A 14,164-nucleotide genomic window follows, 5' to 3' on the forward strand; every position below is an offset into this window, starting at 1 on the left:
CTATAGAGGTAGGAGATGAATGCTGAAAGAAGTTAAAACATATGATTTTTGAAATATCGTACTGTTATAATGTATAAATATTAAAAATGATTTATAAAGACTTTCTAATCGTATTGAAAAAAGAGCTGTTCGACATCCTCCTAGTATAGTAACTAAGATAAAGGTACCTAGGAATAATGGACTGTGCATAGTCGACAGGACAATAAGATGCCAACACAGCATAATAATCAGTTATCGCCTGAACAACCATTTAATGAAGTATTAGAATTAGTCCAGCCAATGATAACGTCGATTTTGTTAAGGTGCCACATTTATAAGGATTTTGAGTATTATCGTCATATAGCATCCATAGCCGTGTGGGAGGCTTGGCGTAAAGCGGATCAATCAAAAGGGAAGTTTTCTGCTTATATTTATACAAATGTAAAAGGAGAAATTTTAAAAGAGCTTTCGAAAGAAAAAGGTTTTGAAAATACTCATACACCTATGGATAATGACACGATAAATTATATTCGAGATTATGAAATGAGTGAAAGTAGTCCAGTTCTTTTAGAATGTATTATGTCTCATTTGAAATTTGAAGAAAGAAAAATATTACTACTTTTCTATGTAGAAGGTTATAGCTACTTGGAAATAGCTAAAGAACTAGGTTTATCTGTGGACGCTGTTAAAAAAAGACGTACAAGAATAATGATAAAGCTTCGCAAGTTGTTATATTCTACAGTCGAATAGTACGAAAAAGCATCAAAGGTATGCTAATATCAAAACGAATATTAGCATACTTTTTGCATACAAATTCCAATAAAAATGCTATGATTTGTAAGAAGTCAAAGAAAAATACAATTTTTAATTGTATATTCCCTTTGGATAGATCATATTACCTATCTAATTTGATATTTTTATTAGTATGGAGGGTTATTGTTGGAGAATAGGTTGAAACAATTAGAGATAGAAAAGAAAGAGATTTGGTGTATAGTATTGCCACTATTGCTCGTGTTGCCTCTATTAGTTTTAAGTAATCAGATGCTTGGTTCTTTTAAGGAAGAAATTTATGTTTGTTTGAATTTGATTATACAAATACTAATTATTGTTTTTACAATGGCAATCGCTATTCAATCTTGGCTCGTTTTTTCACACTTATTATCAAATCAAACATTATACATAGGTAATTTATTTTTTATCATCGCTTTATTTGAATTAGTGAACTTGGTTATCGTTCAATATTCAATGGCTGATACACTATATTTGGAAGTATGGTTGGATTTAATAATGCATTTATGCTTAGCAATCGGTTTTCTCTTTATTATTTTAAAGCCAAAAAAACGCTTAACGATGAATGATCGTTATTATACATATAGCAGTTCCTTATTATTTGTACTTCTTAGCCTTTTTCTATTGTATCTCTCTTCGAAATATTTTTTACTTGAAGAACAATTGTTGCTGGAAGCAAGCTCTATTGTTCATTTATTGTCTGCTGTCTTACAAGGTGTAACGATAGTGATTTTAAGTAAGTACATAAAAAAAATGCCTAAACGAGTTATGTGGCTTATTACCGCAGCAATTTGTTTGATTATTAGTGATATTTTCTTTGCGTTCATTAAAGATTTGAAATCAATCTGGGGCTTTTCAGCATTAATTTATCAATTTTTAGCATTCTACTTTTTCTTAAAAGCAATTTATTATACAACTGTTGAAAAACCATATCAGCAACTTTTAAAAATAAAATTAGATCTTGAGCATTCGCAGCAGGAGCTTCTTTTTCAAGCCTATCATGATGATATTACTAAGCTTCCAAATGAACATTTATTATTGAAAACCTTAAAAGAGGATTTACATGACAATAATCGTGAAAAAGCAATCATTGCAATTGAAATTGATCGCCTGGCTGCAATTAGTTCATCTATAGGTATTAGTTATTCTAATACAATGATGAAGCTTGTAGCTGAGAGAATTCAATCTATATTACCCCCTCATTATTTTGCTACAAAGCTTCGTGAGGGGCAGTTCATTATTTATATTAACCATGTGAAAACAAGAGAAGAGTTGTTACAATTTTGCTTAAACTTGAAGAGTGCTATGAAAAAACCATTACAAGTACAACTATTTTCACTCAACGGAAATCTTAATATCGGTATCGCCCTGCATGAAGAAGATTGCTCAGGTGAAGAGCTTTTAATGCATGCTCAGTTAGCGATGAGAGAAGCAAGTCAAATACCTCAAAGAGTTCTTTTTTATAAGCCATTTATGTCAAATGGTAGTGCTGATCGTATATTGATTGAGCAAGAACTCCATAAAGCATTAGCCAATGAAGAATTTTACTTGGATTTTCAGCCTCAAGTAAATTTAAAAACGGGCAAAGTTGAATCGGTAGAAGCGCTAGTACGTTGGCGTCATCCAACCCGTGGATTTGTTTCACCTGAGTTGTTTATCCCAATTGCTGAAGAATCTGGTCTTATAATTCCTTTAGGGAAATGGATCTTAGAGACGGCTTGCTCTCAAGCAAATACTTGGAAGGAGCAAGGTTTGCCACCAATGAAGGTTGCTGTCAATTTATCCATTGGGCAATTATTCCAGCAAGATTTAGTGTATATGGTGCAAGAAATCTTACAACGTACAAATTTAGATCCACAATATTTACAATTAGAAATTACGGAAAGTATGACGATGAACATTGATCATATAACACAGTTACTTCATGAGTTAAAGGCAATTGGTATCCAAATTGCTGTTGATGACTTTGGAACAGGATACTCGTCACTTTCATATTTGAAAGATTTTCCAATAGATTGTTTAAAAATTGACCGGGCTTTCGTTAGAAATATACAACATAATTCAAATGATGAAGCGCTCGTTTCTATGATTTTATCAATGGCGAAGCATTTGAGGTTAAAGGTTGTTGCCGAAGGAATCGAAGAAGTAGAGCAGCTTGCTTTCCTTATTAACGGCGATTGTGATTATATCCAGGGGTATTTATTTAGTAAGCCAGTCTCTGCTGAACAGATTTTCAATAATTTTAACGAGTTACACAATCGAGCAAAAGATATTTTAACCGAGTTTAAATATGAAGAGGATTTCATAATTTAAGTTGGGCTTATCAGAGGTGTGAAAATTGAAAAAATAATAATGGTAATAGAATATATATTATTTTTAACTTCCTTTTTTTATCTTCATTCAGCAGAAGATCTCACCTTTGAATATCGTACGATAGGATACAGAAGTGGTTTCTTTACAGAGAATGTCCAATACTTGCTGAATGAAGATAAGCCTCCGGCGGATGTCACGGATTTTTAAAGGAATGAATTGTGCGGGCACAATTCAAAACCCGGTCGCAATTTCGCCAAGGCGAAATTGATTTTTAATAAAAATATTAATTCTTTCTACAATGAGTGAATCTTTTCCGAATGCTCAATTTATTTTAAGCTTGCTTTTAATAATAACCATTACTGTGACGTTAGGTTTGTTTTTAAGAAAGTTTGCTAGTGATTATAAAAATTTGTTTTTATTGTCTACTGTTATTTCATGGATCTTCGCTTTGGCAATATTCTGGGGTTATTAAAAGTCCTTTTCAAAAGTAAAAAAACTGCTTACCTCAGTGAGTAAGCAGTTTTTTTATTTGATGATAAAGTCTAATGTACGAGGTACTCTTCCTTTAATTCTCCTATGTCCACTTCGGATCGTTCCTCTAAAGAACGACGTAAATGGACAGTTGCTGTTTTACCATCATCATGAAGCTTGTCAATCCAGACAGATACGCCATTATAACTTACTTCATATTCTTTTGGTGAGGCGACAATTTCTTGTGCACGAGTATAATCCACTTGAAGGCCTCCTTATTTTTTTGTCTTGCCTTCTTTAGTGACTGAATTAATCATGTTCATAAACTCTTGAGAAAATTCTTCAACAGCTTTTTCACTAGCTTTGTCTGGAGCTATTTTTTGGTTTTTTGGCGTTTGAGGCAATGATCCTTTGTTAGCGCTTTGTCCTTGCTTATTATCTCTTCCCATGTTCAGTTCTCCTTTCGTTTTGATATTTCTTAATATGGCTTTGAATTGATTTTTTATCATGGGAAAAACTAGGGAAAGGAAAGAATATATTGTAGAACTGTATATAGAACTTTTTGGGTTAATAGATCAGCCTTAAAAGTGCATACTATGCTATGATATCGCCTTCGTAATCAACAACTTTTTGATCAAAGTAAAGTGCCTAGTCTACCAGAAATCATCCATGTTTATAATGAAACCTTTTTAATGGAAAAATCATTATTTAATAATGCCCAGTTTTGTGGGAAAGGAAAACCTAACGCCCAATAGCTAATACCTCGAAGATTATATTCCTTCGTCATGTCAAACTTAGCTTGTGCACTTCTAGCATCTTCAAACCATACCTCATGATTTTTACCTTGTTCGTCAACATAACGGAAATACGGTGACTGCGCGGTCCTATCATATTGAATGGTTGCTCCATGTTTTATAGCTCTGTTAATGGCTTCTTGAGAGCTGAATGTTTCTGCCTCTTGACCTTTAACATGCGGTAGAAGCCAATCGCGAGCATAAATTTCAAAGCCTAAAAATATTTTATTAGCCGGTATAACTGATAAAGCATATTCCACAACTTTTCTCATCTCGTTAATAGGTGAAATTGCTTGTGGTGGACCAAGTCGGTATCCCCATTCATATGTCATTAAAATTACAAAGTCTGCAATTCTTCCGTGTGCTTCATAATCATGTGCCTCATATAAAGTTCCTGTCTGCGTTGCACTTGTTTTTGGCGCAAGTGCCGTTGATACTAGGTATCCTTTTGGGTGAAGACGATCAACAGCTAATTGGAGGAAAGTATTGTAATTCTCTCGATCTGCTGGAAGAACGTTTTCAAAATCAACGTTTAGAACTTTATAGCCCTTTTCCTGCATCACTTGCAAAGTATTGTTGATAACCTTCTCCCGTAATTCTGCACTAGATAAAATAACATGTGATAAGTTGGAACCGGTTTCTGTGGAAGAGAAATTCGTAAGTGTAAGCATTGGTGTAATGTTTTTGGCAACAGCTGCATCAATCATTTCTTGGTCATTTAATGGCTGCAGTGTACCATCCTCCTTTACCATATAAGCAAAGGGGCTAAAATAAGTTAGTAGATGACCAATTGCATTAATCGACTGTACAGCTTCTTTAGATTCTTGATACGAATAAGCAACTACTTCAATGGTAGGTTTTGCTCTCGGAATAATTAAATGTGTACCAGCATAAATCATGTTTGGATTTGGAATTTCATTTTCTAAAACAATTGCTTGCACAGTCGTTCCATATTGCGTGGCAATTTGCGATAGAGTCTCCCCTGGTAGCACAATATGTGTAGTAGGTGGAATAATTAGTTTAGTTCCAGGTGTTAAAACATCCGGATTCGTTAAATGATTTTCTGTGATAATCGATTGCATAGTCACTCCATATTGTTGGGAGATCGACCATAAGGTATCACCCCTTTTTACAATATGAGTTGTGTAAGGAGAGGGGATAACGAGTGATTGTCCGATTACTAATTGATCTGGATTTGATAAAGCGTTTAATTGGATAATGGAATTGATAGGTACAGAATAGCTGTTTGCAATTTGCCAAATTGTTTCACCAGCGCTCACCACATGAATAATCAATAGGACACCTCCTTAGTGGTTTCAATATAGCATCATATGTATGAATAAAGAGAATGAGCATTTATCTTTCATTTTTAAACGATAAAAATTTCAATTTCCATATTCTTTCTAAGTGATGTGCATAGGATAAAACATATGCATGGCATCATTTGAGAGAGGAGTTGTATTTTGAAAAAAGTAAAGCTCACAGGAAGAATTGTTACCCTGAAGATCCGGACTATGAGCAAGCAAGAACAAATAATAACTTAAATGATCCCAAATTTCCGAGTATCATTGCATTTTGTCGACATACGAAAGATGTTATCAACGCACTAAGATGGGCGAGAGAAAATAATGAATCATTTCTAATCAGGAGTGGAAGACATAACAATGAAAATTATTCATTATTGAACGAAGGGCTTGTTAGTTATATAAAAGATTGGCCAACTGCTTATTATGGTCGTAATCTTCGAATGCTTAGAGAAGTAAACGGGAAATATGATCCTTTTAATGTATTTCATTTTCCACAAAGTATTCCGCTATATAGAAAATGGCTTTAGATGAGAGTCTATAAAAAGAAAAAGGGGAATGCAGAGGGGTAAAAACATGTTGTTCTTTTCACACTCATTAACTGCCCTTAAAGGAGCGATTGGTGAAGACTAATAATCAGTGGGGAATGATGAACCCCCACTGGTTAAAGTTTAACTCTATCCCTACAATTTTTCGGCAAGTATTTTATTGATTGCTGGAATATCAGCGGGAGCAAAATTAAGATTTAGTAGTTCTTTCCGAGGAACCCATCTAATTTCAGCATGTTCTAGCATGACCGGCTCTCCCTTTGTAATCGAAGCTTTAAATGTTTCTAAGCGTACTATAAATTTTTCGTATTCATAAATGGTGTCCTCAACCTTGTCCCCGACTTTTATAGAGCAATTAAATTCCTCTAATATTTCACGAGATAAAGCTTGCTCCGGCGATTCGCCCTCTTCAATTTTACCACCAGGAAATTCCCAATAATTTGCTAGTACCATATTAAGGTTTCTTAATGCACAGAAAATTTCATGCTTATCATTTTCAATTATGGCACCTACTACATGTACATTTTTTTTCATTCATTTTCACCCTCAAATTTATTTCTCCATCACCTGAAATGGGAATCGTTTGTATTTCTGGAATATCGAAAATTATAACATGCAATTCTGTACTTTTGTAATTATTTGGAGGTATTATTACATTTCATTCCTTAAAGAAAAGTGGATTATAAAAGAAAAAGATTTAACAATTAAACTGTTTTTTGCATGACTATGTAATTTGTCGTTTTCTACTGTATAATAATGAACAGTAAATAGGAAAAAGGCGGTACGAGGTACGATGAAAAGAATTGAATCTACGCAAAATGCGTTAGTGAAATATTGGAAGAAGCTTGCGACAACACGTAAAGAGCGTGAAAGATCTGGAGAATTCTTAGTAGAGGGATTCCATTTGGTAGAGGAAGCATTAAAAAATAACGAGCAAGTGCTGCAACTAATTGTGCGTGAAGGTGTAGAATTACCGATGCTTTGGCCGATTGATAATGTAGCCATCGTAGAGGTAACAGCGGCTGTTGCTAAGGAGTTTGCTGAAACGGAGACTTCTCAAGGTGTATTCGCAGTTTGTAAGCAACCTTTGTTAGACGAAGATGTAATGGCTTCGTGGCGCAAGGTGCTACTAATTGATGCCGTCCAAGATCCAGGGAATATTGGAACGATGATTCGTACTGCTGATGCAGCAGGTTTGGACGCAGTAATACTCGGCAAGGGCTGTGCGGATTTATATAATCCTAAAACACTTCGCTCTGCGCAAGGCTCGCATTTCCATATTCCTGTCCTGCGTGGCGATTTAGAGGAATGGATTGAGCAGCTACAGGATAATAATGTACCAGTATTTGGAACGGCTTTAGATGAAGATGCAGTTGTTTATAGTGATATTGAGCATACTGGTGCTTTTGCGATAATGATGGGGAATGAAGGTAGTGGCATTCATCAACAATTACTTTCGATGACAGATCAAAATATTATTATTCCGATATTGGGACAAGCAGAGTCTCTAAATGTAGCAGTTGCAACAGGAATAGTATTATATGGATTTGTAAAGTAATTAATAAAAGCAATCACAACCGAGTTATAAGTATATGGTGAAATTTCTAAAATTGGGATCATTACCAAAAGTTGTGGATGACATTTATATATGCCTTGTATATTAGTTGATTGGAGTGGAGACTGGGCGACTCCTTGGGGATTAGCGTCACAGATGAGACCCTGGAGCGAGCAACGCGAGTGAAGCGGCTCATCGGACGCCCCCAGGAAAGCGCCCAGTCGGAACGGAAATCAACCACACGTTATGATGATGGGCATAAAATTGCCGATAAAGCCATCAATATCGATGGTAATAGGCACATGGCTCTTGATTTGAATTGGTATAGTATTGTATAATCACTGTTAAAATGTAAACTAAAATGCTTTGACCGGGAAGTAGTAAAGATTGTGAATGGACGACAGGGAGCGCAGGACGAAGATTGAGAGCCAGTGCCGTACCAATGCAGTTTTGAATTCACCCCGCGAGCAGCTACCGGGACCAGCTAAATGCTGTAAAGGTACGCCGGCTTTAATCTAGTCGTTATGTCAATGAAGTGATTGCTAGGAGTTTTCTATGCAATAACTAGGGTGGTACCGCGAATATGTCCTCGTCCCTTTTTTAGGGGCGAGTTTTTTTATGCCATCAAAGGATGTCACGGATTTTCAAAGGAATGAATTGTGCTGGCACAATTTAAAATCCGAACGCGATTACGCCAAGGCGAAAATGATTTAATCAAGGAGGGTTTATACATGGAAGAGCAATTAAAACAATTAGAGCAAGAAGCACTTGCTAAAATTGAAGCGGCAGCAAATTTAAAGGAATTAAATGATGTGCGAGTAGCATATCTAGGAAAAAAAGGACCTATCACTGATTTATTAAAAGGTATGGGGAAATTATCAGCAGAGGAACGCCCGAAAATGGGTGCCTTAGTCAATACGGTTCGTGAAAATGTAACTGCTGTATTAGAGGAAAAGGTAGCTGTGCTAGAGGAAGCTGCAATTGCTGAAAAATTAGCAAGTGAGTCGATTGATGTCACTTTACCTGGCCGTGAAATTAAAGTTGGCAATCGTCATCCTTTAACACGTGTTATTGAAGAAATTGAAGATTTATTTATCGGTATGGGCTATGAAGTTGCAGAAGGTCCGGAAGTGGAAAAGGATTATTATAACTTTGAGGCACTGAATTTACCGAAGGGACACCCTGCTCGTGATATGCAAGATTCGTTCTATATTTCCGAGGAAATATTATTACGTACGCATACTTCTCCTGTGCAAGCTCGCACGATGGAAGAGAAGAAAGGCGAATCAATTCGCATTATTTGTCCAGGGAAAGTATTCCGACGTGACAATGATGATGCCACACACTCACACCAATTCATGCAAATTGAAGGATTAGTGATTGGTGAAAATATTCGCATGAGTGACCTTAAAGGTACGCTTGATACATTAGCGAAAAAAATGTTCGGTGGAGACCGCGAAATTCGACTTCGACCAAGTTTCTTCCCATTCACAGAGCCATCTGTTGAAATGGATATTTCTTGCTTCAAATGTGGTGGTTCAGGCTGTAACGTATGTAAAGGTACAGGCTGGATTGAAATATTAGGAGCTGGTATGGTGCATCCAAATGTACTTGAAATGGCTGGCTATGATCCGAAGAAAGTGTCAGGCTTTGCATTCGGTATTGGTGCTGAACGTATCGCAATGTTGAAATATGGTGTCGACGATATTCGTCATTTCTATACGAGTGACACACGTTTCTTATCACAATTCGAGCGAACAGAGGCGTAAGGGGGATAAAAAATGTTAGTATCATTAGAATGGTTAAAAGATTATGTAAGTACACAGGATTTAACGCCTGAGGAGTTAGCAGAAAAAATTACGCGCTCTGGAATTGAAGTAGATGCAGTAATTGACCGTGCTAACGCAATGGATAAAGTTGTTGTAGGCTATGTAGTATCAAAAGAGAAACATCCTGAAGCGGATAAATTAAATATTTGCCAAGTGGATGTCGGTGAAGCTGAGCCACAACAAATTATTTGTGGTGCTCCAAACGTTGATGCTGGTCAAAAAGTTATTGTTGCTCGTCCAGGTGCACATTTACCAGGCGGTATCAAAATAAAAAAAGCAAAACTTCGTGGACATGAATCAAACGGTATGATTTGTTCATTACAAGAGTTAGGAATCGAAGGGAAGCTTGTACCTAAAGTATATTCTGAAGGTATTTATGTACTTCCTGAGGATGTTGAGGTTGGCTCGGATGCCCTTGCTATTTTAGGTCTACGTGACACAGTATTAGAGCTTGGTTTAACACCAAACCGCTCAGACGCGTTGTCAATGCTAGGAGTAGCATACGAAGTTGGTGCAATTCTAACTGAAGAAGTGAAGTATCCAGAAATCGCCTACAGCACATCTTCTGAAAAAGCAGAAGACATGTTAAAGCTTCGAGTGGAAGATTTACAAGCAAACCCAATGTATGTTGCAAAAGTTGTGAAAAACGTAAAAATCGCGGAATCACCGATGTGGCTACAAAATCGCTTAATGGCAGCAGGAGTACGCCCACATAACAATGTTGTCGATGTTACGAACTACATTTTAATGGAATACGGTCAACCGCTTCATGCCTTTGACTACGATAGCCTAGCAACAGGTGAAATCGTAGTGCGTAAAGCAACAGAAGGCGAAAAAATTACAACTTTAGATGATCAAGAGCGTACATTAAAAGCAACAGATTTAGTCATTACAAATGGCAAGGAGCCAGTAGCTATCGCAGGTGTAATGGGTGGTGCAAACTCTGAAGTAAGTGATTCTACAACAACGGTCGTAATCGAATCTGCATACTTCGACGGTTTAACAGTTCGTCAAACATCGCGACATCTTGGACTTCGTTCAGATGCTTCAGCTCGTTTTGAAAAGGGTGTAGACCCTAACCGTGTGTTACCTGCTGCAGAACGTGCTGCAGCACTACTAGCTGAATTAGCTGGTGGTGAAGTGTTAGAGGGAACATGTATCGTGGATGAACTAGATAAATCGCCGGCACGTGTTGTTGTTTCTCCAGATTTTATTAATGAACGTTTAGGTATGAAAATTTCATTAGAAGAGATGCTTTCTATTTTAGAGCGTCTTAAATTCGGCGTAGAAGCAGCAAATGGTTTACTAATTGTTGATGCACCAACACGTCGTCAAGATATTAAAATTGAAGAAGATATTGTAGAGGAAATTGCACGTTTATACGGCTATGATGAAATTCCGATGACCTTACCAGAGGGCGCAAACCAAGTAGGTCGTCTAACGCCATATCAAGCAAATCGTCGTGTAGTTCGTACTTACATGGAAGGGGCAGGCCTTTACCAAGCTGTCACTTACTCATTAACTTCAGATGCATTATCACAACGCTTTGCATTGAAAGCTGAGCCAGTAACACGTTTACTAATGCCGATGAGTGAGGACCGTTCAACACTACGTCAAAGTCTAATCCCACATCTAATTGAAGCTGCTGCATACAATGTTGCTCGTAAAGCTGACAATGTTGCATTGTATGAAATCGGTTCAGTATTCCTTGGTCAATCAGAAGAGGGGCTACCATATGAGGAAGAACATGTGGCGGCAGTAGTAACAGGAAAATGGCTTGACCATGCTTGGCAGGGTGAGAAAAAAGAGGTAGATTTCTTCGTCTTAAAAGGCATTGTAGAAGGTGTTATCGGTAAGCTTGGTTTAGAGGACCGTATTTCATTTGTGAAAACGGAAGTAGATGGATTACACCCTGGACGTACTGCTAGCATTCTTTTAGACGGTGAACAAGTGGGCATTATCGGTGGATTACATCCAGCAGAGCAAAAAGCATGGGGTGTAAAAGACACATATGTAATGGAAATGAATCTAGTAACATTATTAAATGCTACTGCGAAAGAAGCACCACTTGGCTATACACCAGTGCCACGTTTCCCAGCAATGTCTCGTGATATTGCACTTATCATGGACCGTACAACAACAGCTGGAGAGGTTACTGCTATGATTCGCTCAGCAGGTGTGAAATTATTAAAAGACGTTCGTGTATTCGACGTATATGAAGGTGAAAAAATGGAGGCTGGTAAAAAATCAGTGGCATTCTCACTAACATACTTCGATCCAGAACGTACTTTAACAGATGAAGAGGTTGTTGCAGCACATAACAAAGTGTTAAAAGCTATTGCAACAATTGAAGGTACAGAAGTACGCTAAATTTAATATTTTTTTTGTGAGCTGTCTCTTAATGAGGCAGCTTTTTTGTTTTTGTAGGAAGTTTGAGAGAAATAAAGCGCTGGAGAGAAGACTTAAGGATAAATCTTATATTTCGGTCTTTCGTTAATATTTAGAAATAACAAAAAAATAAATTTTTGATCTATTTATGTGTATAGTAGAATTTGGATAGAAAATTTTACTAAGGGGTGATAGTTATTATGAAAAATCATCGAAAAAGAAGAGGCTTTTCCGTGCGAGCCCGATTAATATGGGCGTTTGCTTTGATACTTTTAATCCCAAGCATTGCTATTGGTTCGTTTTCGTATTTGAAGTCTTCTGATCAATATCATAAGGAATTAAGTGAAAGCTCACGCGAAAATGTAGATTTATTAAATACACTCATTTCAAATGAGATATCACCTATTCAAAGTGATGTGGAATATTTATCTGCAGCTTTTAATAAGAATGTGCAAGATGCAGATGCTTTAAAGGAATTAGAAAAATATAATGCTTTACATAGCAATGTCTCTGTTGTCAATTTGGCAATTGAGGGGCATAAATTTATGCGTGAACCACAAGCTGAATCTTCAATTGATTATGATCCGTTTACGCGACCATGGTACTTAACGGCTATTGAATCACCTGGTAAAAACGTTATGATTGATCCTTATAAATCAACGATTACAGGTGAATTAATATTAGCAGTATCAGCTGGTTTACAGGATCGTTCAGGGGTTATTTCTATTGGTCTAAATTTAGACGGAATTTCCGAGCTAGTGAAATCAGTGGAAATTGGTGATAATGGTTATGCTACATTAGTAAATGCAAATAATCTTATTATTGCTGATCCACAGTTAGAGGTAGGATCGGAACTCAAAAAGTCATATATAGAGAAGATGCAAGGAAAAGAAGATGGTAGTTTTACCATTAAGGAAGATGGAAAAGAGTATCAAGTGTTTTTTACTACCAATAAACTAACGGGATGGAAAATTATTGGTACAATGGATTTAGCAGACGTAGCAGCTGTCACAAAACCAATATTAATAAACACTATGACGGTTATTGTCATTGCTCTAATCGTATTTGGAATCATTGGTGTTTTCATTATAAGAACAATCATTCAGCCATTAAATAAGTTGTCAACAGTAGCTGAGCAGGTAGGAGACGGTGATTTACGTAATTTAATTGAAATTAAAAGACATGATGAGATAGGTAAATTGGCGGATATATTTAATAAAATGATTCTATCTTTACGTGGTGTAGTTGGTAACATTGGTGAGGAATCAAATCAGTTAGCTGCATCATCGGAGGAATTGACAGCGAGCACGTCAGAAAATAAACGAGCAACTACACAAATAGTGGATTCTGTTCAAATGTTTGCAGAAACGGTTGATGTGCAAGCAGTAACAATTAATGATAGCACTAACGCTGTATTTGAAATGTCTTCATCTATTCAGCAAATTTCAGCTAAGGCAGATACCGTTAATGGGATGTCAAATAAAGCGATGGATGCTGTTAGAATAGGGGATGAAACTATTCAAACAGCTATTGGACAAATGAAAATGATTCAAAATACCGTTCAGGCACTTGAGAACACGGTACAAACATTAAGTGATCGTTCAAATGAAATCGGGCGTATTGTAGAGGCAATTACGCAAATTGCTGATCAAACAAATCTTTTAGCTTTAAATGCTGCAATTGAAGCTGCTCGTGCTGGAGAGCATGGGAAAGGTTTTGCAGTTGTTGCTGATGAGGTGCGAAAACTTGCTGAGCAATCTGCACAGTCAACAATGCAAATAAAAGATATCATTGATTATATCCAAGCCGATACAAAACTAGCGGTTGAATCAATGGCTGCTGGTTCAGCTGAAGTCGTAAAGGGAATTGATATAACAAATACGGCTGGAAAGTCATTTGAAGAGATTCGTACGAATGTACAAAGTGTAACCTATGAAATAGGACAAATTTCGGAGACATCAAAAGTTATTTCTGAACACGCCAATCAAGTGGCTAGGGGGATTGAAAGTGTGCTTGAGCAAACTAATGAAAATACAGCAAGTGCACAAAATATATCCGCTGCTACAGAGGAACAGCTTGCTTCTATGGAAGAAATTGCTGCATCGGCTGAAGCCCTTGCTAAAATGTCTGAAAATCTACAACAAACCATTAGACAGTTTAAATATTAAGCTAAACAAAAATCTAATCATCATAT

At 36.7% G+C, this 14,164-nt stretch carries 11 protein-coding genes and 1 pseudogene; 8 read left to right on the forward strand and 4 right to left on the reverse strand.

What is annotated here, in order from left to right:
- Positions 1 to 183 precede the first annotated feature (183 nt).
- Together JNUCC51_RS17910 and JNUCC51_RS17915 are read left to right on the forward strand one after the other, a co-directional pair.
- A complete protein-coding gene (locus tag JNUCC51_RS17910) occupies positions 184 to 729 on the forward strand; it encodes a sigma-70 family RNA polymerase sigma factor (protein ID WP_337989109.1) in 546 nt (181 codons plus the stop codon).
- A 240-nt stretch (positions 730 to 969) separates the two neighbouring features.
- A complete protein-coding gene (locus JNUCC51_RS17915) occupies positions 970 to 3,081 on the forward strand; it encodes a bifunctional diguanylate cyclase/phosphodiesterase (protein WP_443137007.1) in 2,112 nt (703 codons plus the stop codon).
- Positions 3,082 to 3,623: 542 nt separating this feature from the next.
- Here the strand turns inward: JNUCC51_RS17915 and JNUCC51_RS17920 are convergent.
- The 3 genes from JNUCC51_RS17920 to JNUCC51_RS17930 all read right to left on the reverse strand — a co-directional run bounded on the left by JNUCC51_RS17920 (position 3,624) and on the right by JNUCC51_RS17930 (position 5,641).
- On the reverse strand, positions 3,624 to 3,815 hold the full coding sequence (locus tag JNUCC51_RS17920) for an H-type small acid-soluble spore protein (RefSeq protein WP_337989111.1): 192 nt from the start codon (positions 3,813 to 3,815) through the stop codon (positions 3,624 to 3,626).
- A 12-nt stretch (positions 3,816 to 3,827) separates the two neighbouring features.
- Entirely contained in the window at positions 3,828 to 4,001 is a 174-nt protein-coding gene (locus JNUCC51_RS17925) for a hypothetical protein (RefSeq protein WP_166672114.1), read from the reverse strand.
- Between the two features lie 224 nt (positions 4,002 to 4,225).
- A complete protein-coding gene (locus tag JNUCC51_RS17930) occupies positions 4,226 to 5,641 on the reverse strand; it encodes a LysM peptidoglycan-binding domain-containing protein (RefSeq protein ID WP_337989112.1) in 1,416 nt (471 codons plus the stop codon).
- Between the two features lie 168 nt (positions 5,642 to 5,809).
- On the opposite strand from JNUCC51_RS17930, the pseudogene JNUCC51_RS17935 reads away from it, so the two are divergent.
- Both JNUCC51_RS17935 and JNUCC51_RS17940 read left to right on the forward strand, forming a co-directional pair.
- A pseudogene (locus tag JNUCC51_RS17935) lies at positions 5,810 to 6,045 on the forward strand (FAD-binding oxidoreductase); the annotation flags it as partial.
- A gap of 48 nt (positions 6,046 to 6,093) precedes the next feature.
- The gene (locus JNUCC51_RS17940; protein ID WP_337992256.1) at positions 6,094 to 6,180 is read left to right on the forward strand and encodes a BBE domain-containing protein; all 87 of its coding nucleotides are present in this window, start codon (positions 6,094 to 6,096) and stop codon (positions 6,178 to 6,180) included.
- A 153-nt stretch (positions 6,181 to 6,333) separates the two neighbouring features.
- Here JNUCC51_RS17940 and JNUCC51_RS17945 read toward each other — a convergent pair whose 3' ends face one another.
- On the reverse strand, positions 6,334 to 6,732 hold the full coding sequence (locus tag JNUCC51_RS17945) for a (deoxy)nucleoside triphosphate pyrophosphohydrolase (RefSeq protein ID WP_337989113.1): 399 nt from the start codon (positions 6,730 to 6,732) through the stop codon (positions 6,334 to 6,336).
- A 259-nt stretch (positions 6,733 to 6,991) separates the two neighbouring features.
- Here JNUCC51_RS17945 and JNUCC51_RS17950 point away from each other — a divergent pair, with 259 nt between their 5' ends.
- The 4 genes from JNUCC51_RS17950 (at position 6,992) to JNUCC51_RS17965 (ending at position 14,138) form a co-directional block, all read left to right on the forward strand.
- Positions 6,992 to 7,756 (forward strand): TrmH family RNA methyltransferase, encoded by a 765-nt coding sequence (locus tag JNUCC51_RS17950; protein ID WP_337989114.1) that lies wholly within the window; start codon positions 6,992 to 6,994, stop codon positions 7,754 to 7,756.
- 728 nt (positions 7,757 to 8,484) lie between these two features.
- Positions 8,485 to 9,522, forward strand: coding sequence for a phenylalanine--tRNA ligase subunit alpha (pheS, locus tag JNUCC51_RS17955; protein WP_337989115.1), 1,038 nt, complete (start codon positions 8,485 to 8,487; stop codon positions 9,520 to 9,522).
- Positions 9,523 to 9,534: 12 nt separating this feature from the next.
- Positions 9,535 to 11,952 carry a phenylalanine--tRNA ligase subunit beta gene (pheT, locus tag JNUCC51_RS17960; RefSeq protein ID WP_337989116.1) on the forward strand — a complete coding sequence of 806 codons (2,418 nt, stop codon included), beginning with the start codon at positions 9,535 to 9,537 and terminating at the stop codon, positions 11,950 to 11,952.
- Between the two features lie 218 nt (positions 11,953 to 12,170).
- Positions 12,171 to 14,138, forward strand: coding sequence for a methyl-accepting chemotaxis protein (locus JNUCC51_RS17965; RefSeq protein WP_337989117.1), 1,968 nt, complete (start codon positions 12,171 to 12,173; stop codon positions 14,136 to 14,138).
- Positions 14,139 to 14,164 lie beyond the last annotated feature (26 nt).

The sequence above is a fragment of the Lysinibacillus sp. JNUCC 51 genome (assembly GCF_015999525.1).
Classification (GTDB): domain Bacteria; phylum Bacillota; class Bacilli; order Bacillales_A; family Planococcaceae; genus Lysinibacillus; species Lysinibacillus xylanilyticus.